At 54.4% G+C, this 24,355-nt stretch carries 23 protein-coding genes and 4 pseudogenes; all 27 read right to left on the bottom strand.

Annotated features, from left to right (window positions below):
• Nucleotide 1: 1 nt before the first annotated feature.
• The 27 genes and pseudogenes from tssE to AC3RPL_RS22670 all read right to left on the bottom strand — a co-directional run bounded on the left by tssE (nucleotide 2) and on the right by AC3RPL_RS22670 (nucleotide 24,268).
• Nucleotides 2–577: pseudogene (gene tssE / locus AC3RPL_RS22800) on the bottom strand (type VI secretion system baseplate subunit TssE).
• Nucleotides 570–1,388, bottom strand: a complete 819-nt coding sequence (locus AC3RPL_RS22795; RefSeq protein ID WP_490741636.1) for a type VI secretion system accessory protein TagJ — start codon at nucleotides 1,386–1,388, stop codon at nucleotides 570–572. Before AC3RPL_RS22795 ends, tssE begins: the two are co-directional and overlap by 8 nt.
• Nucleotides 1,389–1,414: 26 nt before the next feature.
• Nucleotides 1,415–2,470, bottom strand: a complete 1,056-nt coding sequence (locus tag AC3RPL_RS22790) for a hypothetical protein (protein WP_490741635.1) — start codon at nucleotides 2,468–2,470, stop codon at nucleotides 1,415–1,417.
• Between the two features lie 18 nt (nucleotides 2,471–2,488).
• The gene (locus AC3RPL_RS22785) at nucleotides 2,489–3,283 is read right to left on the bottom strand and encodes a PP2C family protein-serine/threonine phosphatase (protein WP_034939609.1); all 795 of its coding nucleotides are present in this window, start codon (nucleotides 3,281–3,283) and stop codon (nucleotides 2,489–2,491) included.
• A complete protein-coding gene (gene tagH / locus AC3RPL_RS22780; RefSeq protein ID WP_490741634.1) occupies nucleotides 3,283–5,154 on the bottom strand; it encodes a type VI secretion system-associated FHA domain protein TagH in 1,872 nt (623 codons plus the stop codon). The genes AC3RPL_RS22785 and tagH overlap by 1 nt, the downstream gene beginning before the upstream one ends.
• A gap of 238 nt (nucleotides 5,155–5,392) precedes the next feature.
• Entirely contained in the window at nucleotides 5,393–5,794 is a 402-nt protein-coding gene (locus AC3RPL_RS22775; RefSeq protein ID WP_490741633.1) for a lysozyme inhibitor LprI family protein, read from the bottom strand.
• A gap of 166 nt (nucleotides 5,795–5,960) precedes the next feature.
• Nucleotides 5,961–6,449 (bottom strand): hypothetical protein, encoded by a 489-nt coding sequence (locus AC3RPL_RS22770; RefSeq protein WP_490741632.1) that lies wholly within the window; start codon nucleotides 6,447–6,449, stop codon nucleotides 5,961–5,963.
• A 143-nt stretch (nucleotides 6,450–6,592) separates the two neighbouring features.
• Entirely contained in the window at nucleotides 6,593–6,988 is a 396-nt protein-coding gene (locus tag AC3RPL_RS22765; protein ID WP_490741631.1) for a hypothetical protein, read from the bottom strand.
• Nucleotides 6,960–7,262, bottom strand: a complete 303-nt coding sequence (locus tag AC3RPL_RS22760) for a hypothetical protein (RefSeq protein WP_152542815.1) — start codon at nucleotides 7,260–7,262, stop codon at nucleotides 6,960–6,962. Before AC3RPL_RS22760 ends, AC3RPL_RS22765 begins: the two co-directional genes overlap by 29 nt.
• Nucleotides 7,263–7,324: 62 nt before the next feature.
• Nucleotides 7,325–7,534: a glycoside hydrolase family protein gene (locus AC3RPL_RS22755; RefSeq protein WP_490742118.1), complete on the bottom strand. Its 210-nt coding sequence runs from the start codon at nucleotides 7,532–7,534 to the stop codon at nucleotides 7,325–7,327.
• 24 nt (nucleotides 7,535–7,558) lie between these two features.
• Nucleotides 7,559–7,924 (bottom strand): flagellar basal body L-ring protein FlgH, encoded by a 366-nt coding sequence (locus AC3RPL_RS22750; protein WP_490741630.1) that lies wholly within the window; start codon nucleotides 7,922–7,924, stop codon nucleotides 7,559–7,561.
• A gap of 30 nt (nucleotides 7,925–7,954) precedes the next feature.
• Nucleotides 7,955–8,818, bottom strand: coding sequence for a glycoside hydrolase family 73 protein (locus AC3RPL_RS22745; protein WP_490741629.1), 864 nt, complete (start codon nucleotides 8,816–8,818; stop codon nucleotides 7,955–7,957).
• 566 nt (nucleotides 8,819–9,384) lie between these two features.
• Nucleotides 9,385–9,657, bottom strand: coding sequence for a peptidoglycan-binding domain-containing protein (locus AC3RPL_RS22740; protein ID WP_490741628.1), 273 nt, complete (start codon nucleotides 9,655–9,657; stop codon nucleotides 9,385–9,387).
• 88 nt (nucleotides 9,658–9,745) lie between these two features.
• A complete protein-coding gene (locus AC3RPL_RS22735) occupies nucleotides 9,746–10,228 on the bottom strand; it encodes an Hcp family type VI secretion system effector (protein WP_490741627.1) in 483 nt (160 codons plus the stop codon).
• A 335-nt stretch (nucleotides 10,229–10,563) separates the two neighbouring features.
• Complete coding sequence (locus AC3RPL_RS22730; RefSeq protein WP_490741626.1) at nucleotides 10,564–10,728, bottom strand: hypothetical protein; 165 nt, start codon at nucleotides 10,726–10,728, stop codon at nucleotides 10,564–10,566.
• Between the two features lie 37 nt (nucleotides 10,729–10,765).
• Complete coding sequence (gene tssC, locus AC3RPL_RS22725) at nucleotides 10,766–12,265, bottom strand: type VI secretion system contractile sheath large subunit (protein ID WP_490741625.1); 1,500 nt, start codon at nucleotides 12,263–12,265, stop codon at nucleotides 10,766–10,768.
• A gap of 3 nt (nucleotides 12,266–12,268) precedes the next feature.
• Nucleotides 12,269–12,793: a type VI secretion system contractile sheath small subunit gene (tssB, locus tag AC3RPL_RS22720; protein ID WP_034939529.1), complete on the bottom strand. Its 525-nt coding sequence runs from the start codon at nucleotides 12,791–12,793 to the stop codon at nucleotides 12,269–12,271.
• A 47-nt stretch (nucleotides 12,794–12,840) separates the two neighbouring features.
• Nucleotides 12,841–13,860 (bottom strand): type VI secretion system protein TssA, encoded by a 1,020-nt coding sequence (gene tssA / locus AC3RPL_RS22715; RefSeq protein WP_490742117.1) that lies wholly within the window; start codon nucleotides 13,858–13,860, stop codon nucleotides 12,841–12,843.
• 15 nt (nucleotides 13,861–13,875) lie between these two features.
• On the bottom strand, nucleotides 13,876–14,586 hold the full coding sequence (gene tagF, locus AC3RPL_RS22710) for a type VI secretion system-associated protein TagF (RefSeq protein ID WP_490741624.1): 711 nt from the start codon (nucleotides 14,584–14,586) through the stop codon (nucleotides 13,876–13,878).
• A 16-nt stretch (nucleotides 14,587–14,602) separates the two neighbouring features.
• Entirely contained in the window at nucleotides 14,603–18,223 is a 3,621-nt protein-coding gene (tssM, locus tag AC3RPL_RS22705) for a type VI secretion system membrane subunit TssM (RefSeq protein WP_490741623.1), read from the bottom strand.
• 3 nt (nucleotides 18,224–18,226) lie between these two features.
• The gene (locus AC3RPL_RS22700) at nucleotides 18,227–19,435 is read right to left on the bottom strand and encodes a DotU family type VI secretion system protein (protein WP_490741622.1); all 1,209 of its coding nucleotides are present in this window, start codon (nucleotides 19,433–19,435) and stop codon (nucleotides 18,227–18,229) included.
• A gap of 17 nt (nucleotides 19,436–19,452) precedes the next feature.
• A pseudogene (gene tssK, locus AC3RPL_RS22695) lies at nucleotides 19,453–20,761 on the bottom strand (type VI secretion system baseplate subunit TssK).
• Nucleotides 20,762–20,786: 25 nt separating this feature from the next.
• Nucleotides 20,787–21,244, bottom strand: a pseudogene (tssJ, locus tag AC3RPL_RS22690) (type VI secretion system lipoprotein TssJ).
• Between the two features lie 72 nt (nucleotides 21,245–21,316).
• Nucleotides 21,317–21,783, bottom strand: a pseudogene (locus AC3RPL_RS22685) (SH3 domain-containing protein).
• A 916-nt stretch (nucleotides 21,784–22,699) separates the two neighbouring features.
• Nucleotides 22,700–23,380 (bottom strand): pyrimidine 5'-nucleotidase, encoded by a 681-nt coding sequence (yjjG, locus tag AC3RPL_RS22680; RefSeq protein WP_490741621.1) that lies wholly within the window; start codon nucleotides 23,378–23,380, stop codon nucleotides 22,700–22,702.
• 62 nt (nucleotides 23,381–23,442) lie between these two features.
• Entirely contained in the window at nucleotides 23,443–23,883 is a 441-nt protein-coding gene (rimI, locus tag AC3RPL_RS22675; protein WP_490741620.1) for a ribosomal protein S18-alanine N-acetyltransferase, read from the bottom strand.
• Nucleotides 23,828–24,268: a DNA polymerase III subunit psi gene (locus tag AC3RPL_RS22670; protein WP_490741619.1), complete on the bottom strand. Its 441-nt coding sequence runs from the start codon at nucleotides 24,266–24,268 to the stop codon at nucleotides 23,828–23,830. The genes rimI and AC3RPL_RS22670 overlap by 56 nt, the downstream gene beginning before the upstream one ends.
• Between the last annotated feature and the right edge of the window lie 87 nt (nucleotides 24,269–24,355).

The raw sequence follows: 24,355 nt of genomic DNA, 5'->3' as shown, positions 1-24,355 counted from the left end.
ATTACCCTACGTCTTTCAGCTCAAAATGGCCGTTTTCCAGGTCCAGCTCGGTGCGGAACATGAACTCCAGCGGATAAGGCACGCACCACAGCCGCCCCTTGATTTCAATCGACAGCACGTTGTGCAGGTTTAACGCGCTGGTATCCGACACGCAGCGCACCTGCAACCCGGCGGGCAGGATGCGCGGTTCAAAATGCAGAATCGACGCCGTCAGCTTGCGCTGGATATCGTGCCATTCAATATCTGACATGCGCTGACCGGCCAGCGGTGCCACGCCGAAGTTGTAAGCCGAACGCTGGACGTGCGGAAACGGCTGTAAGTCCTGCTGCGCTTCGTTGTTGATGCTGTTAAACAGTCACTGCAAATCACGCAGCACGTTGCGACGCAGGGTGCTGTGGGAAATCACCGTGTTGCTGACCGACTCCTGCTGCTTATCCGGCGCGTTATCCGTCAGCCGGTCCAGCAGCGAGGGCTGCATTTTGTCGCGGGCATTCAGCGCATCCTGCCTGCTGCGATGGCGATAGCCGCCACGCAGCAGTTCGCTACCCTGTTGCTGCGGATCAAAATCTTTACTCATGGGTCGGTTCCGCAAACGTTAACAGTTCCAGCGTCAGCAGCGAGAACTCACCCTCCTCGCTCAGCCAGGTTTTCTGACCGTGACCGGTAAACTGTTCGCCTGCGGTGTCCAGCGGCGTCCATTCGGTGACGCTGGCCAGCCGGAAGGTGTCGGGCGCATCCTGCCCGAACGGATAGCGCACCGGCAGCTGACAGACCTGTTCACTGCCGTCAATCAATCTGACCAGCGTGTGACGCCAGACCAGATCGGTGACGCTGGCCGGAGCCTGAAAACGCAGCTCGCTGATGGCGGCGAAAGGCAGCCAGGTGTAATGACCGTTCACCATCAGCTCGCACACCGGCCCCAGCCTGCCGTCGCCATCCATCAGCCAGGCCACCGCCTGCTCGCCGTTTTCCAGTTTAATCTGGCCCGGATTGAGGTCGGCAGCGTCGAAAGCCTCAGCCCGCAGAGTGGCCGCCTGCTGACTGTCGCAGGCGGCATCGGCCTTCAGAGCGCTGAGCAGCTTTTCCGCCCAGCTGAATGCGTCGCCGGGCATACGTGGCTGGCCCTGCCCCGCGAACACCGCCGCGCGCTGAATTTCGCCCTGTACGGCCTGCTCCAGCAGGGTCACGGTGGGCTGCGCCTGCGGTTTCAGAGCCAGCCATGACTTGAGCTGCGTGGCGGCTCGGGTCCAGTTGCCCGCCAGACACAGCAGCTGCACAAAGGTTGCCCGCAGGTCGGCATCCGCCGGACGGCTTTTGATCTCGTTTTCCACCCGGCTCAGCGTCTCCGCCAGTGAAGCTCCGGACATCAGTTGGTTAAGAGAGTACACAGGCTTTCCTTTTACGGTCGGAAGAACTAGTTAAAGGTGCGGAACGAACCGGCAGCCGGGTCTTTCAGCTGCGGATGCAGCGCTTCAACCAGCCGGAAAGAGAGATTGTCCGGATTAATCAGATACGGCGACCAGACCTTACGCACTTCATCCAGACGCGCTTTCAGCGTGCTCTGGTCGCTGGCTTCCTGCTGACTGATCTGCACCACCAGGATGCCGCTGGCACGCCAGCCGTTCATCTGCGGAGCGAAAGAGACCACCATCCAGCTCTGTGGCGATTTCTCATCGGCCAGCACCATACGTTCGTTATTCACCGTGGTGATCTGCACCTCAGAACCGGTTGCTTTACTGCTGAGGCCGGAAACCGGGAAGCCTTGCAGGAAGGTCACGGCGACGTTTTTACTGCCACTTTTTCCCATCTGGGTCAGCTCGCTTTCACCGCTCAACCAGCCGTCGCTGCCGCAGCTCACCCCACCTTTCGCCGGAACAAACAGGGCGCTGACCTGGCCGTTATTCTGCCAGTAAGTGCGGAAGTGGCAGCCGTCCATCAGGCTGAACTGGGTCCAGGGCGTGGTGTCCGCCGGTGGCGAAAGATCTTCTGCTTTCACGACCGGGGCGGGTGCCGGTGCGCTGACCGGTGCCTGCGCCGCACTGCCCGTCGCCGCTGGCGTCTGACTGGCCGAGTTGACCGCTGGCTGAGCAGGCGGGGTGGCTGGGGTAGCCGCCGCCGTTGGCTCTACCTTCACCGCCCACGCCTGCGCTTTGCTGGCGCTACCATGAGCCAGCGCGCTGCCGCTGCTGTCGTTCAGCTGCCAGTGGATAACATTCAGCGTCTTACACTGTTTTTCCAGCACGCTGCCAACGCGCGGCAGGAAGTTTTTCAGCACGCCGGGGTTTTTATTGCCGTTTGCCACGATGCGCAGCGGCAGCTCCGGCGCACACCAACTGGCCGGTGAATTGTTTTTGATGTTATCGATCCAGATATCCAGTTTCAGCGAGGGAGAAGACACCACGCGGTAATCCTGCGCCCAGGCGCTGGACGCGACGAGCAGTGAGAGCGCACCTGATAGCCAATATTTCATAAAAGTCCTTGAAGGCGGTTAATCACGAAGAGGGAAAAACTGCGCCGCTTCCGACAGCGAATGCAGCAGCGTGGTGTCCTGCGGATCGCCCACCCAGACGGCGACCGCACTGTAGTTGTCCTGGCTTGCCTGCGATTGCAGATCGTTTTTGCGGATCACCTGCTGCATCAGCGTCAGCCATTCATCCGGGGTGTTGACCATATGCAGAGACTGCTGCATATGCTCATGCGACAGGCCATGCCAGAAGCCGTCGGTACAGAGCAGAAAGGCATCGCCATCCTCAATCGGCACCACATCGCTGTAGCTGGCGTCGCGTTCTTCATCCCCCATCCCCAGCGCAAAATAGAGCAGATTGCCGTTGATCCCTTCGGTCTGGTGACCGGCATCTTTCATCTGCTGCACCAGGCTGTGATCGGTGGTGACATGGTAGAGATAGCCGCGCCGGAACAGATACAGGCGGCTGTCGCCCGCATGCGCCCAGTAGGCCAGCTCGTAGTCCCGGTCGATAAACAGGCTGACCATCGTGGTGCCCATGCGTTTGTAGTCGCTGAGCGCTTTCTGCTGGCGGCGAATGGCGCTGTTGGCATCGTTGACATACTGACGAATACGCTGAGCGTCCAGATGCTGCTCACCGTCGAAACGCTCAAGGATGGTGTTGCGCGCCAGTTCCGCCGCAACCTCGCCACCCGGCAATCCCGCCACACCGTCACAGACCACGAAGCAGGCCGATCGCTCGCCGATGCTCTCGCCGGTCTGGTCCTGGTTACTTTCGCGGGCTCCCTGATTAGACATAGAGGCAATGGTGATATTCATCATTCTTCCGATCTGATTTGAGAGTCTTTGTACTGATTCACTTCCATATCGTAGGCATGCAGGAATGCCTCACCAAACAGGGTATGGAAGTCATCTTCGATTTCACCGGCGGTTTCACCGTAGCGTTTGGTGAAGTGTTCCCACAGCGCGGCTTTGCGGCTGCCGGGCAGAGACAGACGCGAGGTAATGCCCTCCTGTCTGGCTTCCTCTTCCAGCTGCTGCGGGTTAAAGGATTGCAGCATCGAGGCGATAATGGCGCGGATACCGGCGATCATCCCCAGCTGGTGGGCCTGTAGATCCACCAGCGCATCACGCACCGACTGCTTCGGCGGCATAAAGCCCGGCATGCGGCTGCCAAACATCTGCATCAGCACCGATTTACCGGAAGGCAGCAATTTGAACGGGTTGTTGGCCTCATCGAGGATCACCGTCATTTCGGCCTTCACTCCACGCTTAAGAATCGAGCGGGAGGAGAGCAGCGCCACGGTGCCCTGCGAAAACATACTGAGCATCTGTCCCAGTTCCTGCATGGTATCGCTGTCGAAACGCGGCGTGGGTTGCAGATCGTTCAGCCCCATGCCGCTAATCAGCGCGTCCAGCAACTCACCGTCCAGCGTTTCGCCCGCCGAGGGGGCGGTGCTGCCCTGCTGCAAGGTGCTGTTGGACACCGGATCGATACGCAGACGGCCCTTCGGCGGCGGCGTGGTGCTGCGGGCTACCGCCTGCGGCGTCGGCAAGGTGATACCGCCGTAATCCGGCTGTGGTGCTGGGGTATCGGCTACCGTTCTCTCAGGCGGTGGCGTCCCGGAGCCACCGGGCGGTGAGGCGGCAGGCGGTTCGTCGAACAGCGGTGACTGCGCCAGTGCGTCTGGCTGCGCGGCAAACAGCGGTGAGCTGGCAAGATCCGCATCACCCTGCTTTTCACCAAAAAGGTCGAAATCGCTGTCCGGCCCGGCAGCAGGCGGAACGGCGGGTTTTTCAGGCTGTGGTCGGGCAGCGTCAGGCTGTGGCGTCGCGGCGTTTTGCGGCAGATCCATCGGGGTTAAGGGAACGGCATTACCCATCAGCAGCCCCAGGGGATCGTCGCTGTTCACCTGAGCAGGTTTGCTGCCGCCACCAAACAGCGCCAGCGGATCCATCTCATCCTTCGCGTCAGGCGCGGTTTTGGCTGCGGGTTGCTGCATCAAGGTGCTGGGGGTGCTGTCATCAAAAATGCTGTCACTGTTGAACAGGTTGTCATTATTGAACAGCGCATCAGGCTGCGGCTGGCGGCGATCAAGGTTAAGCGAATCGGTTTTCCCGGAAAACTGTGCCAGCGGATCGACCGGATTACGATCCGGGGCCGGGGCGTCGGTCAGCGGGTTGGCACTGCTTTGCATCGGTTTACTGCGGCTGGAGAGGCTGTCGCTGATCGAGAACTCCTCCGCCAGGCTGTCCCAGATTTCACTGGGGATCGCCGCCGGTGCCGAAGGGGCAGCAGGGGCAGGCTGCGGTGGCGACTGCGGGGCGACGGGACGGGCAACCGCAGCCGGACGCGCTACCGGCGGAGCGGCAGAGTTCAGCTCGCTGACCTGCAAACGATAATCGTCAATACTGAGGATATCGCCCTCCTGCAAATCCACCTGCCGTCCCCGCTCCAGTGGAATATCATTCAGGTGCACCAGCGTCACGTTGCCACGGTTGGTGATGCGGCACTCGCCATCCGCCGTAATATGCACAATCGCCTGTAACCGGGAAATTGTGCGGTCATCGTCTGGCAACACCAGATTATTATCCACGCCGCGGCCAATGGTGCCGCCCGGCGGCTGGAAATCGCAGCTGCTTTGCGGCGGCTGATGGCCGGGCTTATTCGCTATTATCGTAAATCGCATAACGTTTTCCTGATAACGGAGGGGGTGCAGAAGTCAGAGCCTGTACCAGCAGGCGTCAAGGCGCAGGCGATTATCAGCCTGTACCCGCATCGCGGGCGCTGCCCGCAGTCGGACTGGCAAATAAAAAACCCACCCGCATAGCAGGTGGCATTAACAGCACCCGACGAGGTGGATGAGATGTTGTGAAATATTCCCGGGCTGCGGGAAGAAAACAAAGCTGCGCGGCACCGTCCAGCGGTTAACCGTAAGGCATCTCTTTAAACTGGGCGATACGCTGTTTATCCAGCTTATTGATACATTCACTGAACAGGCTGAGCCAGGCGTTGCTGTTTTTATCTGCCACGCTGGCTTCCATTTCACACTGGCCTTCGCGGTATTTCAGCCAGTTGCGTTGCGTATCCAGCAGCATTTGCAGCTGCTGTTTCACCACCTTGTCATCATAGCTGTACTCTTCGACCGTGCGCTGCTTGGCCGCCAGATACTCGCTGTTCAGCACCTTTTCGGTGGCCTCTTTGTTATTTACAAAGCATTCATCAACGGCCCAGCTGATGGTTTTTTTACTGCAATCCTCCTGCGCCTGTACGGCCAGAGCGGTGAACAGCAGTGCGAATGCCATAAAGAAGGAAGAAAATTTTTTCATTGTATAAATGATGATTATCGGTGACAGATTTTTAATTTTTTTCACGAGCGTAGCCAGAATAAGTTGAATGCTGTTTTTTTGTCAGGACTTTTTATCTGCAACCTGAATATGACGGAAATAAACAGAGATTATTAGTTATGGTAATAATCTCAGCTTATGAAATAAATCAGGGCTGCTCACTCAGTTTCTTTTTCAATTCTTTGATGGTCTTCGCGCCGGAAGAACCCACCTCTGTAGTTAACGCTTTATCGATTTCAATATCACTGGTGGTGCGGTCTACAGAAAAAATGATCGCTTCATCGGCGGTGGCACTGGGCGATGCAGCCAGATAGATAACGGCAATTTTAATGGCGGGATCCTTGTTGCTGGAGACGATCCCCACAGATTTCGTCTCGTTGCACACTTCCGCTTCCCAGTCGTCAAAACCAATGGTTGGGATCACCGTTTTCACCGTCGGCTTTTTCTCTGACCAGCCAACAAAGCAGACGTTACCATCATGTGCGTTGAAACCCTTACCAGTGATAAAGTCACCCATTTTTTTACCCTCAACAACCACAGAGAAACTCTGGCTGTTGAGTGGTACAGCACCGTTAATGTTGTGTTTAATCGCTTCGTTGTAGAGAGACTTTTGGTAAGGGCTGACATTTAAAGCCATAAGGGACGTTTTGGCCGCAGAACAGAATGATAAAAAAATGAGTAATGATATTAATGCTCTTTTCATTGAAATCTCGCGTTATCAGGCATGGAAATTATGCCATCGGCTCAATTTTCAGAGCTATTTTTCTTGAATCAGAAAAATCACTCCATCTTCCCCGTATCTGTAGAGAGCAGTTTATTACCCTTAAACACATTCAAATTCCAGCTAACAAAGTCATTGGTAAGCAGTGAGTATTTATATAAGCCGTTTTTAAACTCATAACCACGAAAATCGCAGGTAGCAGGACAGTTTATATTTACCGTTTTTCCTTTCAGGGTGATGCCACTTCCTGTTTTCTTGTTTTTAGAAGCGAATGTTACATTCTCACAAGAGACAAAGCCTTCGGGGCAATGTCCGGTTATGGTGATGATAAATCGCTCCCCATCGAATACTTCAGTGCTTTCGGCATTTGCGCTGGCATTCAGACAAATGCCAGCGATTAGGAAAACAACAAGCGAGAGCAAAATCTTAATTGATGCTCCCCTCATCCATGCCAATAACTTTATCTCCTTTCATAATTGAAAGGGACCATACATTTTTATACTGCTGGTTACTCAATATGGTATAGCTGTAGTCACCATTTTTGTAACGATAGCCGCGAAAATTACAAACACCGGGGCAATCTGTGTTAACAGTCTCGCCCTTTAATACGATACTTTTACCGCTTTTTTTACTCTTTGACTCAAAGACAATATTGTCACAGGTCATTTCACCCTCTTCGCAGTTGCTGGTTATTTTTACCTGGTATTTTTTACCATCGAACACTTCCACACTTTGTTCGGCATACGCGGCAGATGAAATGACTAACAGACTAAAACACACAATGAGAAGTTTCATGATTTGATATAAATACATTTATGAAATACATCTAATTCGGACTGATGCCTTTTAATTAATCCCTTCATAATTGCACCATGACTGTATGCAAATTTCTTCCATGAAGTATCCAGATCTTCATTTAACAGACCATTTATCACTTTCAGAACGGGAGAACCCCTAAAACCTTTAGATGGTGACTGGACTCCAACATTGTATGCAAAAATAACCAGGATGATTAAACTGACGTATTACTTTGCTGGTGGCAACAAAGACAGGTTACCGCTGTCAGGATCTTCCTTATCACTGAGCATCTGTTTTGTTTTTTGGTCAACATACACGCTAAAAAGACGATGCTGCACCTGCACATCCCCCGGACAATGACCGCCATGTTTCTCCATAACATCGACCAAATCCATGCCCTTCTCAGCATTTTCAGTGAAAAGATAGTCAGTACAGCCGGGGTTACTGACCAGTTTCTCTTTCTCAACGGTCATCCTGACTTGCTTAACCACCGGGTTGAGGTCAGGTGCAGAGGTTGCGCCAGCACAACCTGTCATCAACAGTAATGAGGCGATCAGGCAACCTCTCAATCTGGAATTTACCAGGCTGTTCATTTTATTTTTCCTTATCACTATTGGCCTTTTTTACTGATGTAAAGCATTCTGGAAACTTGCAGGGGTCGACACCTGTGGTGAATCGTAATCTTTCAAACCATTAACACGGATGATGGTCAAAATTTTATGTTCATATTTAGGATCGGTAGCATAGCCCGCTTTCACCACTTCATGAATAAACTTTTCCGGATCGTTGCTGTATGAGAAAGCAACGCGGTAGCGACGATTAGTAGCGAGAAAGCGTCCGTAATCATCAGCAGACTGCTCCAGCGTGTCGTAGGAGCGGAAACCGTCCTGAATGACTGTCGATTTGCCACCATATACTTCGTGAGTGGTGACATTGATCGATTTTCCTTCAGGTGATTTACCCTTAACTCCGAAGAAAATATTGCCTGGAGCATGTGTGCCCCACATTGATTCCAGCGCTCCCTGGGCCAGAGTCACCGCAATGGGTACTCCCCAACGTGATTTCACATTTATTGCCGCAGGTAAAGCACGGTTAAACCAGGCAATTTTATGGTTTGCCGGTCGCTGGGCCGCCCTTTTTTTCAGCAGCTCTGCCGCCGCACTATCAGGCTCAATACGGTTGGCCAGGGATGCAGCAGACTGAGGTGCGGTCGGGGTGCGCTGGGGTACCGAAGTGGACGAGTTATTCAGCTTACGTTGCGTAGGGCCATTAATATTGACCACACCATCGGCATGAGACATATGCACTTGATTACGCTGAAATTCCTCTATTCTTGCCTGAGTTTTAGGGCCAAATTTACCATCTTCATGCAAAATAGTGCTATGACTTTCACAGGCTGCGCGATTTAATAATTGCTGAACTTTCCGCACATCTTCAGCATGGTTTGGCTGGCCGGAACCGACTGCCGCAGTTAATGTCCAACGCATAATATTTTCCTTTACTGAATTAATCAGAGAAAGGTTAACAGATTAAATACAGACCAGTCTCTGCCCGTTTTGCTTTGTGCATCAATACATCTGATTTAAAGAATCATAATCTCAATGAAAAAAACAACCAATGCAATAAGTAATAAAAACAAAACAGCAAACAGAATAAAAATAGCACGAAAAAATTATATAGCTTTAATATCAACTGTATCTCCGCCAGTGCACTGGTTATGCAAAAGGCAGATTTCTTCATGTACAAACACACTTTTTTGATACATTCTGATAGTTTCAAGAAATATATGGTTTTTTGATAAATCGAAAAAATGAAGGAGTAGAAGTGGGTAAGGAAATCTGACTCAAGATCACACCATTTAAATTAAAACAGAAAAAATATATTTTATTTATTTAAAAAAACTGCGTAGTTACTGGAATTAATTAAAACAATAATAAGAAATAAGTTTTTCCATTTTTATAGAAGCTTATCCATTGTATAATCAGAACCAGAGCTATCTGTTACACTTCCAAAATAGCCGTTTGGGGTGGCGCCAGCCAGACAGCCTCTCACTTCATGCACTTTTACTGTTTTGATAAAGTGGCTTAAACTCAGCAATATCTTTTATATTAATTTTTACCGTCAGCCTGAATAATTTGACGACCTTTTGCTGAAATTCTTTTATTCGCTCAATCGTTCTCGGTCCGATTTTTCCATCAACGCTCAGTTCGATACCAGGTGTCGTTATGAGCTTATTACTGTTCAACAAGGATTGAACAGTTTGTACATCTCGAAATTTATTAGGCTGACCAATACCTGGAGCCTGACTTATTTTTATAGTGCTCATATAAGACTGCCCTTTATCATTGCTAAATCTTAGCTAAGCCCCACTAATTACTATTAGTAAGCCTCCTCATTAACGAGGAGGCTTGCAATTACGCTTCTTTATTCTCTTTAACATTCCAGCCAGCGGTGCTCTCTGCACCTTTACCGCCGGAAGAACTCTGTTCCCAGTACTGCTGTTTCACTTTAGAGGCCTGGAATGAGTAGGTCATGCCCAGCGTGTCGCCGTTGCTGGAACCGTTGTAGTTAACGGTGGTGACCAGCACGTCTTCCAGCGTGATGCGCGCGTACTCAACCTGAGTGCCGCCGGCTTTGCACACTGACACTTCAACTTTCGCCATATGTTTACCACTGGCGCAGTTTTTCAGGATTGCCGTCACTGACTTGTCGATCAGCGCATTGACATGCAGGTCATTAAAATTAACTTTGCCAGCACCGCCGCCGCCGCCAACCGCCATATTACCTGGCTGAGATGCGCCCCAGGAGAAAGAAGTAATATCTGTCCAGCCGGTGTGGTTTGAGTCTTTAGACTCGCCGGTCACACCGTCAACCTTCATAAACATATCAATAGCCATAATTATCCACTCTTCATTAGTTAACAATTTGCTTAAGGGAAAGCACTGATATGGCAAACAGGAAAGCATGGGGCTGAATAAAACAGTCCATATTTTACCTCTGCCTTGCTCCTGAATATCGCTCGCTACAAGGATGATTCAGAGAGTACGCAGAGGTGTTCATTGGTGAACACCTCTGCGGATTAATAGCGAATAAATAAATTCGCCTTATTTAATGCGAGAGTAAGCCGGAAGAAATAAATCATCTCCGACACCAGAGAATAAAAATATTTTTTAATGATGCGCGATCCGTTTTAAAACGGGTAATTTATAAACGGATCGTTATCAGTGTGATATTACAGACCACAATAATCGCAATAAGGCGCGGGTTCCAAATCCTGTTCAGAATCAATCCGGAAGTTATCCACGCACTCATCGCAGAGCGTCATTAACGGAAATTCCTCATCGTTGGTATCACCATTAACATCACCTTCCACGGTGTAGACATTCAGACGTCGCATCAGCCGTTGCTCCTTTATTCATCACCGATCTGAAAACTCAGACGTTATCCGCTTTCAGCGATGGCAGTTTGGAAACCAGACGCAGCGATACGGTCAGACCTTCCAGCTGGTAGTGCGGACGCAGGAAGAATTTGGCCGCGTAATAACCCGGGTTGTCCTCGATCTCTTCCACCTGCACTTCCGCTGAGGCCAGCGGCTTGCGGGATTTGGTTTCCTGCGAGGAGTTAGCCGGGTCGCCATCGACATAGTTCATCACCCAGTCGTTCAGCCAGCGTTCCATTTCGTCACGCTCGCGGAAGGAGCCGATCTTGTCGCGCACGATGCACTTCAGGTAGTGCGCAAAGCGGCAGCAGGCGAACAGGTACGGCAGGCGCGAGGCCAGACGGGCGTTGGCCGTGGCGTCCGGGTCGTGGTACTCCGCCGGTTTCTGCAACGACTGCGCACCAATAAAGGCGGCGAAGTCAGAGTTTTTACGGTGCACCAGCGGCATAAAGCCGTTTTTCGCCAGTTCCGCTTCGCGACGATCGCTGATGGCGATTTCGGTCGGGCATTTCATATCCACGCCACCGTCGTCGCTTGGGAAGGTGTGGCAGGGCAGATTTTCTACCGCACCGCCCGACTCCACGCCACGGATCGAGGTACACCAGCCGTACTCTTTAAATGAGCGGTTGATGTTGGCCGCCATCGCATAGGCCGCGTTGGTCCAGGTGTAGTTGCTGTGGTTAGCGCCGTCGGTTTCTTCTTCAAAATCAAAGCTGTCAACCGGATTGCTGCGAATGCCGTACGGCAGACGAGCAAGGAAACGCGGCATCACCAGCCCCAGATAACGGGCATCTTCCGACTCACGCAGACTGCGCCATGCGGCGTATTCGCTGTTCTGGAAAATTTTGGTGAGGTCGCGTGGGTTTGCCAGCTCCTGCCAGGATTCCATCTGCATCACGCCCGGCCCGGTGCCGGTGATAAACGGACAGTGAGAGGCCGCGGCAATCCGCGCCATCTCACCCAGCAGCTCAACGTCCTGCGGGCTGTGGTCGAAGTAGTAATCGCCCACCAGGCAGCCAAATGGCTCGCCGCCGAACTGGCCGTACTCTTCTTCGTAGATTTTCTTGAAGATCGGGCTTTGATCCCAGCCCACCCCTTTGTAACGCTTCAGGGTGCGGCCCAGTTCCTGCTTGGAGATGCTCATAAAGCAGATTTTCAGCATCTCGTCGGTTTCGGTGTTATTCACCAGGTAGCTCAGGCCACGCCATGCGCCTTCCAGTTTCTGGAAATCATCATGGTGAATAATTTCGTTAACCTGCTTAGAGAGCTTTTCGTCAATCTCTGCGATCAGCGCCTGAATGGTGCGATAAGCGTCGTTAGAGACGGTAACGGTGTTTTCCAGCGCCTGCTGTGCCAGGGTTTTTACCGCACTTTCCACCGCCGAGCGGGCAGAGTCGGTTTTGGGACGGAACTCTTTGTTCAGCAGCGCGCTGAATTCATCCTGCGCCCAGCCCTGCTGTTCCTGCGGCTGTTGCTGTTGTGATGGGTTGCTCATCGGTTACTCCTCCTCACCTTTGGCCGCGTCTTCCTGTTTTGGCAGATGGCTCAGTGATTTAAGCAGCGTCGGATCCTGAAGGATTTTAGAGATCAGCTCTTCCGCCCCGTTTTTGCCGTCCATATAGGTCAGCAGGTTGGAAAGCTGGGTGCGGGCATCCAACAGCTTGCTTAACGGCTCAACGTTGCGGGCCACCGCGTCCGGAGAGAAGTCTTCCATGCTGTTAAAGGTGAGATCGACATTCAGACGACCTTCGCCGGTCAGGGTGTTATCCGCCTGAAACGCCACGCGCGGCTTGAGGGATTTCATCCGCTCGTCGAAATTGTCGATATCAATTTCAAGGAATTTACGTTCGTCAACGGATGGCAGCCCTTCAACCGGCTTGCCAACCAGGTCGGCCAGCACGCCCATCACAAACGGCAGCTGGATTTTGCGTTCCGCACCATAGATCTCCACGTCATACTCGATCTGTACACGCGGTGCGCGGTTACGGGCGATGAATTTTTGCCCACTGGATTTGCCTGCCATGCTGTTCTCCGAAGTCAGGTGAGGTGTGTGTCAGTAAACGCGGCGGCTCAGTTGTCGCGGCGTCCGAAAATGTTTTCCAGTTGATGGACGCCGTCAGGCGCGAGGTCGCGGATAATGTCCATAAAGTCCATTTCAATCATCCGTTGTACGCGGTCAATCATCAGCGGAGCCGGATGGCTTGGCTCGTGCTGCACAAAGTACTGCTTTACTTCTTCCAGCATCAGCTGAGCATCGGCCCGTGATGTCGGTTTAACGCTGCGCCAGTCGGCTTCTTTCTGGACTACCGGCCGGGGTGCCGGTGCCTCTGCACTGCTGGCCTCTGGCTGGGCAGATAAGGTCGGGATCAGGCTGCTCAGGTCGGTCGCTTCGCAGGATGCGGCAATGATATTGACCATCTTCAGCAGCTGTTCCATCTCCGGTACGCCGCTTTCACCCAGCTGTTCGGTCAGGGTTTCGCGAATAGTTTGTAACCGCTCACTTATACTGATGATTGCCGCAATGCCGGGCTGTTCGCCGCGTGCCAGCTCATCGGTCAGACGGGCGCGACCGCCGGGAAATTCCGGACACTCGGTTTTACTGCCGTCCAGCAATGCACTGGCGTCACGCAGTGACAGCTGGTCAGAAGCACTGCGCAGTAACGGAGCCTGCCGCACCGCAGATGTGAGCGCTGACTTATCTCCCAGCGCCGCCAGCGCATTAATACGGTAGAAGGGGTCGCGTTCTCCGTCCTCTTCCAGCAGCGGCCACAGCGGTTCCCAATAGAGCAACAGCGATTGCTGAATCAGTTGCAGGCCGCTGGCGTAGCCGGGCAACCCGCGCAGCTGGGTCCAGGCGCGGGTCAGCACCAGCATCACCCGTAAATCCTTGCTGCGACTCAGCAGGTCAAGGGCCAGCCGCTCCACTTTGTTCCAGTCCGCCGGTTCAGCGGGGATGATAGTGTCGCCAAACTGCTGCTCCGCTTTACCCGCGCTGGCCTGTTCCATCGCCATGTAATCGGCGTCATATTCCAGATTTTCACCGCAGGGGTGTTCACTGCTGACGGGCGCAAGTAACGCATCAATATTCATGGTGTTCATGCTCAGTTACTCAAACATCGGTGGATAAAGGCCATGACGTCCGGGTTTGGCACCCGCAGCCGGGAAGAACAGCATTGAGAACAGCTGGCTGGTGAAGTTGCCGCTGTGCACGTGGGTGTAAAGCGGATAGCCATCGGTCTGATTGGTCCACCAGAAACTGCTGTACTGTTGCGGATCAAAGCTGTCCGCCACCTGCGGCCAGCTGAGGGTGACAGGCCGGTCAGCGTGACCAATCACATCCAGAATGTCAGATGACACCTCCTGCTCCGGCACCACCGGCGGCGCGATGCTGAGCAGCATCTGGTCGAGCTGCTCCGCAGAGTAGTTGTTGCGCACCGCGTGCAGCAGGCTGCGGCCCAGCTGCTGATACCACTCGCCCGCCAGCGCCAGCCGCGACCAGCTCCAGTTCTGCGGTGAGAAGGTCAGCAGCGCGCAAACCGGATACTGTCGCCCGACGTTGTCACGCGCCGGAAGCAGGCAGCCCATCTGCACCAACTGACTACCCAGCATAGGCGGCACCACAAAATTCCACACTGGCGCATTGCTGAACTGCTTTTCATTTTCCGGATGCTGCGGCTCGTTTTTCTGCCAGTTAAGCAGTCCTACCTGAAACCACTGGGTCCACTGCTGCCAGAGCGTTTCAGGAAAACGTCGCTTAAGGAAATCACCGGCACTGGGTAATTTCCCGTACCAGCCAATCGCAGGTGTCTGGCTCATCATCATTTCCTTGCGGTTAGGGGCATGAGAACCCAGGAAGCTGGAACGGATTACGGATGCTGTTTGGCGTGAACTCCAGCGTCACACGGTGACCGTTAACGTTGAAAGCCGCCAGACGGCTCAGGCTGCTGCTGCCCGCTGACAGCTGCGCACGGTCGAAGAAACGGTTTAACGCCCAGGCACCGTTGGTCACCAGCGTCGCTGTGGTGCCGTCAGCCAGCCCCAGCTGCATACGGACCTGACTGGTGCCGCCCGGTCCCGGCCAGCTCACCAGCTGGACCGCCTGCGGTCCGTGGCTGTAACGCAGCTGCTGGCCGTCCACATCCAGCGTCATGGTCAGAATATTATTGTCCATTTCACGGGTGCGGACGGTGACGCGGAATGACGGCGTGGTCGCGCCGTTGGCGAAGAAGGCATCGCGGATGCTTTGTGCCTGCTGGAACGGACGCAGCACGCTTTCGCCGCCCGGCAGGGTTTTGCCATCAATCCCCGGCGTAAAGCGCCAGTTGGCCTGCGTGGTATCGACTTTGTTAGCCAGATTGTCACGGAAGAAGCTGTCCATCAGGCCAGTGCCCGGCGCGAACATGCGGGCGAGGTCGTCCGGGGTGACTTCTGAACGCCCGGCGCGCGACAGCGGGTAGCGACCGGCAATCGCCTGCCGACAGAAGCTGCCCACTTCAACGTTAATGCGCTTGCGCACGTTGTCGAGATCGCGCAGGCGGGTATCGCTGCTGGCCCCCACCGCCATACTGGTAAACATGTTCTGCAATGAGCCTGGCAGCCGTCCGGCGCTGGCCTGCAGGCGGCTGATAGAGTCACCGGCCGGTGGCGGCATCCCGCTGTTGGCCGCATCCTGTACCGCAGTCAGGTAGCGATAGAGATCGTCGATTTGCTTGAGAAAATCATCAAAGGCGATGGTTTTTCCACCCTTGTCCAGCGGCTGTGCCAGCTCAATAATCGGCGCGAAGTGAGCCGTTACTGACTGTTCCGGCGTTTGCTGTTGCTGGCTGGCGGCGGTTGCCGCCTGGCTGGAGTGGAACAGTGCCGCCAGCGTGCTGCTGGCACTGCTGTCAGAGGCGCTCTCTTTTTTCTGCGCTTTGTCATCCACCGGCACCGTTTTATCCAGCACCAGGTAGTGGCTGAGATTAATCACCAGCTTACGCAGCGGCGAATTGGTACTGGAAAGCAGCCGCGCCGCGTTGATGCGCTGGGAGAGATCGGCGCTGCTGTTCAGGGTGATATCCTGCAACAGGCTGTCCCACTGCCGCATGTAATCCGCCATATACAGCTGGCGCACCGCAAGGTCGGTCTGTTGCTTGTTCTCACCCTGCACCTGGCCGCCCAGCACCCACTGGTCATCGTCATGCAGCGAGGCGGTTACCGCCGCGATGTTTTTGTCGAAGCTGCCCCAGTAGCCCTCCGGCGTGAATAATCCCGGAATGCCGTCACCGATGGATTTACCGCTTTTACGGGAGAACACCAGTTCGCTTTGCGGGCCACCCAGTGACGCCAGCGACACCGACTTCAGGCTGTCGTCGTGTTCCAGCAGGCGCTTCAGGCGTCCGTAAACGCGCTGCGACAGCGGCATCTGATTAATCAGCGCCTGCTCGCGCTTTACCAGGTTGTCGTCCCTGGCATACGGCGAGGCCTGGATCTGGGTTTCCAGCAGTTGCATCAGGTGCCAGTCCAGCTGTTTGATCTGCGCCGAGGTGATGTTCTGCGGCTGATTGCGCTGAATGTTGAGCATCACCCAGGCATGCAGAAATTTACCGTCGTAGTGCTTCGGCTGATAGAGCATCTGATACGCCTTCAGCGCCTCATAGCTGTAATCGGCGTCGCTGCCGTTGTCATTGCGCAGCCAGGTGGTGATTAACTGCGCCACCTGCGGCATCAGCAACTGCTTTAGCGATTTCTGGTACAGCGTCATGCTGGCGTCGCTGACTTCAGTGCCGCGATACAGCCCCATACGGCGGGTTATCGGCGGGTCGTTAACGTCAAAATCTTCGCTCTCCGGCAGGGCAAGCACACCGTTGAGAAACGGCAACAGCGCGTAAAGATCGGTCAGACTGTTAGCCTGCAACGCCTTGCTTAACCCGGTGACTTTGGGCACTTTGCCCTCGACTTCAGCCAGGTAGCTTTTGTTGTTGCCAAAGCTGGTCACCCACAGCAGACCGGCAATCACCAGCGCAGCAAGCAGTGCCAGATAGCCCGACCAGAGCACCGCACGGTTGCGCAGCTCCCACCAGCGGTTACTGCCTGCCAGGCCAGCCTCCTGAAAGATGACGTTTTGCAGCAGATCCTTCAGGAAGAAACTCTGCCCTTTATTTGCCGGGATGGGGGACGCTTTATTGACGTTGTCCCAGGCTTCGCTGTGACTGCCTTCATCCTGCGGCAGTTGCAGCGCACGGCTCAGTTCGCCCATTACCCGGTCAAACGGCAGCCCTTCCTGCGTGCCGCTGGCAAAGTAAATGCCACGCGGTGAGAACTGCGTTTCAAAGTTGGAACGGGCAAATACCGTCTCCAGATAGTCAGCCAGCAGGGTGCGCAGCGCGGCGAACTCCTGAGGAAACAGGAAGCTTTCCGCACGGGCTTTACCATCGCTTTCCTGCAACAGGGTGTCGGGCAGACCGGCATCCAGCCGCTGCTGAAGCAGCGCGTACTCCTGGGTGAAGGCGCTTTGCAGATCGAAATCGGCATGTTTTGACCGCTCCCACGGGAAGGTAAATCCCCACACCTGGTCGCGCTGCGCCTTGTCGAATTTCGCGAAGTAAGCCCGGAAGCCTTTCAGCAGGTCGGTTTTGGTGACCAGTACATAAACCGGGAAGCGGATGCCTAACTGCTCGTGCAGTTCCATCAGACGTTGACGCAGCAACAGCGCCTGCTGGCGCGATGCTTCCGCCGACTGACTCAGCAGGTCGGAGACACTGACGGTGACAATCACGCCGTTAATCGGCTGGCGACCACGGTATTTACGCAGCAACCCGATAAAGTTGTTCCACTCGCTGGCGTCCTGCTGCTGTTCGCTTTCCTGGGTGGTGTAGCGACCAGCCGTATCCAGCAGCACCGCTTCGTTGGTAAACCACCAGTCGCAGTTGCGCGTGCCGCCGATACCTCTCAGCGCCGCTTTACCAAAGCGTTCCGCCAGCGGGAACTGCAATCCGGAATTAACCAGCGCGGTGGTTTTCCCTGCACCCGGCGCACCGATAATGACGTACCAGGGCAGCTGGTAGAGGTACTGACGGCTGAAGCGCTGGGTCCAGCGACGGTTACCGGCGCGGCTGAAGTGCGCCTTTTTCAGCATCTCTGCCGCTTCGGTAAAGCGCTCGGCCAGCACCCTGTCTTCATTGGTCAGCCGCTTGCGATCGTTATCGCCACCCTCTTCCGGCGCATTTTTCAGGCTGCCCATCAGTTTGCGGTTAAGCCAGGCGTTGTACAGGCGCGGCACCAGATTGCTCAGTCCCCAGGCGATGTAAAGCAGCGCAATACTGATCTGGCGGTTGACTTCCGGCTCCAGCGGACGGGAATCAACAATCGAGAAGACCGGCCCAATCACCCAGATGATGAACGAAAGCGCGGTGATGCCAACAAAGCCCCACAGCAACCGGTTGGTCATGATGGCAAAGAGAATATTCATCATCCGTTAATTTCCTTGCTGCACGTTCAGTTCTGCACGGGTGTTCTGCGGCGAAACCAGCAGCGTGATATCCACACGGCGGTTGCGGGCACGATTTTCAGCCGTGGTGTTTGGCACCAGCGGATTGGTTTCGCCCCGGCCTTCGGCTTTCACGCGTTGCGGCTGGCTGAGATGCTGTTGCAGACGTTCCTGAACAGACTGGGCGCGGGCCAGCGACAGCTCGTAGTTAGAGGCGAAACGCGCGCTGCGAATCGGCACATTATCGCTATAGCCAATCACCAGAATGCGGCCACTGACGTTGTTCATCGCCTGAGCCACGCGATCCAGCACCTCTTCATAGCGTCCACGCACGGCGGTTGAACCGGAGGTGAACAGGCCATCGCCTTTCAGCGTCACCACGCTTTGATCCGCTTCGTCTTTCACCGATACCAGTCCCTGTTCGATTTCCGGGCGCAGGAAGCCTTTCAGATTCAGTGCCGCAGGCGCTGGTGGCGCGGGGTTCTGGATGGTCACTTCCGGCAGAGGCATCTGCCAGACCGAGGCCAGCACCGGGCGGGTGGCATCGCCCAGTCGCCAGTTGAGCAGGATATAAAACAGGCAGGCCCACAGCGGCACCACCGGACGCCATAGCTTGCGGGTAACCGGGTGGTCTTCAGGATGGGGAGAGAGCGGCGGGGCATAGCCGCCACGCACCGAACGGATCATCTGTAGCAGGCGCTGCTTGATGGTTTCCAGCTGTGAACGCCCGTTGTCCAGCACCCGGTAGCGACCTTCAAAACCCAGTTGCAGGCAGTAGTTAATCAGTTCCAGCAGAACAATCTGCTCGCGGGGGTTTTGTGACAGGCGGGCCAGCAGCTGAAAGAACTTCTCGCCGCCCCAGGTTTCGTTGTGAAAGGTGACCAGCAGGCCCTGCCCCGGCCAGACGCCACGGCTGCCCCACGGGGTCAGCGCCGCCGCTTCATCCAGTGCGGTGCACAGGCAGTAGCGAGCGCCAATGATCACTTCATAGGGCAGACCGGCGCGCTGACAGTTCATTTCAAACTGGCGCATTTCGTCAATCAGCCGCTGACGCAAGCCGCCCGGATCGGCATGGGTCACCGAGTGGCGAATTTGTGGAATGGCGTTAAGTAAGGCGTTTGCCGCCGCAACCAGCGGGTTGTTGCTGCTGGCACCTGAAAAGATGTCACCCTGCGGGGTGGCCTGTCGTTCCTGCATGATCCTCGCTCCCTGCGTCAGGCTGAGTGACTACGAATGGCCCAGAACTCCATCGCCAGACCGGGAAAATCTCCGGCCAGATGGAGCGCAAAGGTGCCGGACTTTTCCATCTCCTGCCACAGCTCGCTGCCCTTCTCTAATTCGAAGTAGCTGTAACCGGCATGCCAGGGGATTTGCGGCGGCGCGACCGGCATGGCGCGCAGCACCATCCCCGGCAGCTGAAGCTGAACCAGATCGCGGATTTTGGTCACCGGGGCCACTTTCATCTGCGCCGGGAAGTGAGTCTGGAGGGCTTCACCCGGTACATTGGCGCGCACCATTGCGCTGTCCGGCACAGTCGCCACATTCAGGCCGTGCGAACGTTCGGTCAGCGGCAACTGGATAGCATTCTCTTCCAGTACCTGCGACAGGCCCTGACGCAGCATCAGCATCAGTTTGCCAAAGCACCAGGCCAGCTCGTCATGGTCATAGACCGGCAGACTGCCGTCCGGAAAACGTTGTGGCGTCCAGGTCGTCAGTTCACTGGCAAAGGCCAGCCAGCTGGCGAACAGCTGTTCAGGATGCAACAACGGCACATTTTTCAGATGGCTGACCTGGCCGAAATGGTGGTTAATCAGCGCCAGCAGCATAAAGTCCGTGACATCGGCGGTATTAAAGCGTCCGGGCTGTTGCAGGCGCTGACCAATCTGCTGACTGCGCTGCTCAAGCAGGCCCAGCATGTCGCTGAGGTATTCATACAGCTGAGGATGCGCGACGCTGTTCAGCATCGGCGGAATATAGCTGCCGTCGAGACGCACCTTAACGGTCGCCATCGCGGTCCATTCAGCAGACAGGTCGCTTTCCAGCATTAAGCGCAGGCGCAGCTTGCCGAACTGCACCGCCGCCTGGCCGACAGAAAGTGCGTTGCAATCATCCACTTCCTGCTCGAAGGTGATGTAGCGAGTCAGCGGCTTCGCTGAAGATGACATCTTCGCGGCCATTGCGCCGCGCAGGCAGCGCCAGCACCACTTTTTCCGCCCCCTGATTATCAGGGATTGCCAGCGGCGGCGGCCCGTTACGCGCATCGCGGAATGAGAACCCGTTACGCGCATCGCGGAATGAGAAGAAGGTGCCATCAGGCAGCAGGCCACTGGCCGAGCTGAGGGCAATTTTGCCCTGGCGCAGCATCGCTTCGTCTATTTCGTAATCCAGAAAGCCCCACAGCCAAGGGCGCATAGCCATTCCCCAGCTGCGCAGCAGACTTTGTTGATAGCTCTCTGACTGCTGGAAATGGTGTGGGCGCAGAAACATGCCCTCGGTCCAGACCACTTTATCTGCTTTATTCATAATGGCTTCCGTTTTCAGGCTGGAATCATTCGTTGACGGCGCGTAACCCGCTGATGTCAGCAATGATGTCGGCTTTCAGTTCGTCCGGTGAGCTTTGCCAGATTTGATAAAAATGGCCTTCATCGGGGACGGGCAGAGGCAGGGAAAGTCGCCACTTTTTACCATCGAGAGACTGATATTCTGCAAGAATCCCGATATAGCGTGCCTCGGGGGTGGTTTGTCCCTTCAGGGCTTTATTAAGCTGTCCTGGCATCAGGAAGAACTGATCGCTGTTCAGCAGTTGCCACCCAGTAATCCGGCAGCGTTGTTCTGCAATGAATAGAAATCAGCAGACATGAAATCGGCGTCCGACTTAAGCAATAACACCCGCACCTTCAGCGGCGCGGCATCATTAACCTGCGGATGAGCCCGGAACACCAGGCTGTAGTGCGTGGGCACACTGTGTGAAGAAGATCCACAACCGGACAGCAGAGCAAATGCCATCAGGAAAAGCGCCTGAATACTCAGGCGCAAATAACGTTGTCTGTTCATATTGATGCGGCCATTAGCGCGTTATCAGTTGATGATCCAGGTTCCGTTGTTGCTGTTCTGGCAGGTTTTTTCGCGCTGGTACGAACGCGTTTACGACGTGAATCCGCTTTCACGGTTTTGTCGTAAAGGTCGCTTTTCACTACCGCCCGCATTGGTACATAACCCAGCAGCTGCTCCTGTCCCTGGTCTGCAATAGCGAACCAGTTGTTCTCAACCGTACCCAGCACGGTGTAGGACTTGCTGTTTTCCAGGTAGCTGACCACTTTGCCGCCGAAGTCAGGACGGGTCATCACCGAGGCGTTATACAAGGCGCGATACTCTTCATTTACCGGCGTAAATGACGTTGGCGGCTGTATCGCATGGCGATAGGTCAGTTTTACACCATCAACGGTGCTGGAGACGATTGTGTCGTCTGTTATTGGCTTGGGGGGTGCCTTACATCCGGCAACCGTTAAAACAAACAGCAGGCTTAATGCGATTCGAATTTTCACCATGATCCTCATGAAGTTTTATCAAATAAAAGACGCAAAACGGTCCGGAGAGTAGTTATTAACAAAAAGAGAGATATCCTGGCCGGTTGGCCCGTCAGGCACAGCAGAAGGAAATACTGAAACGCGCCAGGCAGAGCTGGTGTGGTACAGAGAGCAAAAATCTCATGCCGCCCACACTATTCTTCAGCACTGAATAATGTGCTAAACCATTTATTGCTACAGAAAAAGTACCCGGCAGAGATGATTCAGCAGGTGAAAAATCAGAAACCACGACCTGCAACGCCGCAGAAAGTTAAAAACTCTGCCTGCAATCGCCCCGCCGGTTCCTGGCTGTCAGCCGCCATAAGATCTGAAAAGAACCAAAAAAATCAATCCTGTTCAAACTGCCGCCAGAGTAGAACTGAATGCCGAACAGACAGCAATTTAAATAAAAAACTTTAATATAAACAATGCATTATTTCAGAATATCTGACCATAGCTACCGCACGAGCCTGAGTTCAGTCACCCGACCCGTAACTAAGGTTACAGTTTAATATGAAATTTTCGGCAATTTTACAACACCACTCCAATTATTCAACGATGCACACTTCACGCCTTAATTGTTCAGATACTCTTATGTTAAGGAAATAAGGTAAATTAGTCGGCAATGGCCCGGCGCATCCAGGAACATTCTGAGTTTTATCGTTTAATTTTGTAATTTTATGCTTATTAAGGTAAATCTTATTAACCTTTAATAACCAAATATTATATACCTGCCGGCAAAAATGGACCTGAATTAGCTGAAAAACCTGGGCAATATTTTTGAGTTCTGAATTTTCAGAATAAAATATCGTGGTGAGAGGGATTGTTGGTGCAGCGATATACACAAAATGTAACCGCTGCGATATTGACAGATAAAAAGCTGAAAAGAGCAAACTTAAGAAATGAGAATCTCTTGCAGCGCCGCCAGGGAAGGCACCTGCCAGGTGGGCTGGACACCTTCGGGTAACGGACGGTTGTCCACATTCAGCCAGCAGGTGGCCAGCCCCGATCTTATCCCGCCAAGAATGTCTGAATCCGGATTATCTCCCACCATCAGTACTCTCGACCGTGGCGGATTCGCCATTTTCTCCAGCGCGTGGTCGAAAATGGCCGGATGCGGCTTGGCGTACCCCACCTCTTCAGAGATGACCAGCAAATCAAAATAGTGCAGAAAACCGGTACGTTGCAGTCGGGCCTGTTGCAGTGCGGTAAAGCCGTTGGTGATGATCCCCATTTTTACCCTGCCCTTCAATGCATGGAGTAAATCCGGCGCGCCAGCCAGCGGCAGACAGATTTCTGACATTGCCGCCAGATAACCGGCATTGAGCTGGTGAGGGGTGACATTCAGTTTCTCTCCCCAGCGGACAAAACGCCGGGTCTGTAGCTGCTGCGCGGTGATGGTGCCGTTCTGATACTCCACCCACAGCGGTTTATTAATTGCCTGGTACTCTTCGAAATCATGGACGGAAAAGGTCACACCATATTGCTGAAAAAGAAGCTGTAAACCGGCCAGCGCATCAAAATGGAACAGCGTGTCGTCAGCATCGAATAAAATCCAGTCCCAGTCTTGCAACATTATTGCTATACCTTATCAGTTCACAGGGTGCAGGTGGCGCGCTTGTACTGAACGCGGTCATTTCAGAGGGTGAGCGCCATAATGATGGCATCTTCTTTACCCGTCGCCGCAGGATAATAGTTGCGGCGTACGGAAACCTGGTTAAAGTCCAGCTGTTCGTAAAGCGCAATGGCCGGACGATTGGAGGCCCGCACCTCCAGCCACAGCGTCTGAATATTGCGTGCCGTCAGGGCATTAATCAAAAACTGCAACAGTTCCTGACCAATGCCGCGCCGTTGAAAGTCCGGATCCACCGCCAGGTTAAACAACGTGGCTTCATCCAGCACCAGTTGGGTGATGGCAAAGGCCGCCATTTTGTCTCCCACATCCAGCCGGTAATTGAGATAACGCTCGCCCTGATTGCTGCTCAGTGTTTTCTCACTCCACGGAAAGGCGTGGCTGCGCTGTTCAATCACCAGAGCGCGTTGCAGGTCGCCCGACGTCAGTAAAGAAATTTGATTCATAATTGCAAATTTGTTGCCAGAGTGCGCGCCTGGCACTCGCGTTGTGAGAAAGCTCCGCCAGTTGCGGCGAAGCAATGTGGGAACCATCGGCGGTTACCGGGGCAGACAGCCCCAGGCACCAGCTGACACAATCAGTATTATCAGGCAGCATCGCCCGTTGCTCCGGCGTCAGAACCATCACCTGATGCTCATCAAGCAGCATGGCCTTCAGCACATCGCTGATAAAGGGGTCGTTCAGCGCCGGCGGCGTTTCGGCCACGATCAGCAGGCGTGTCTGTTCACTCAGGGTGATGGAAACCTCGCCCTGTAAGGCACGCGGACGGCGCAGCGTATACTGCGTTATGCCCATTTGCTGTAATAACCAGTCACGTCTGGAAGACATCATATTCCCGTCGGGCCGCTTGATTGCGGCGCTATGCTAACAAACCTCATCTCTCTGCGCCAACTACCCCGGGGTCGGAGTGACTTCCGG

This window comes from Erwinia papayae (assembly GCF_058241465.1).
This window is presented reverse-complemented; position numbering and strand designations above follow the sequence as displayed.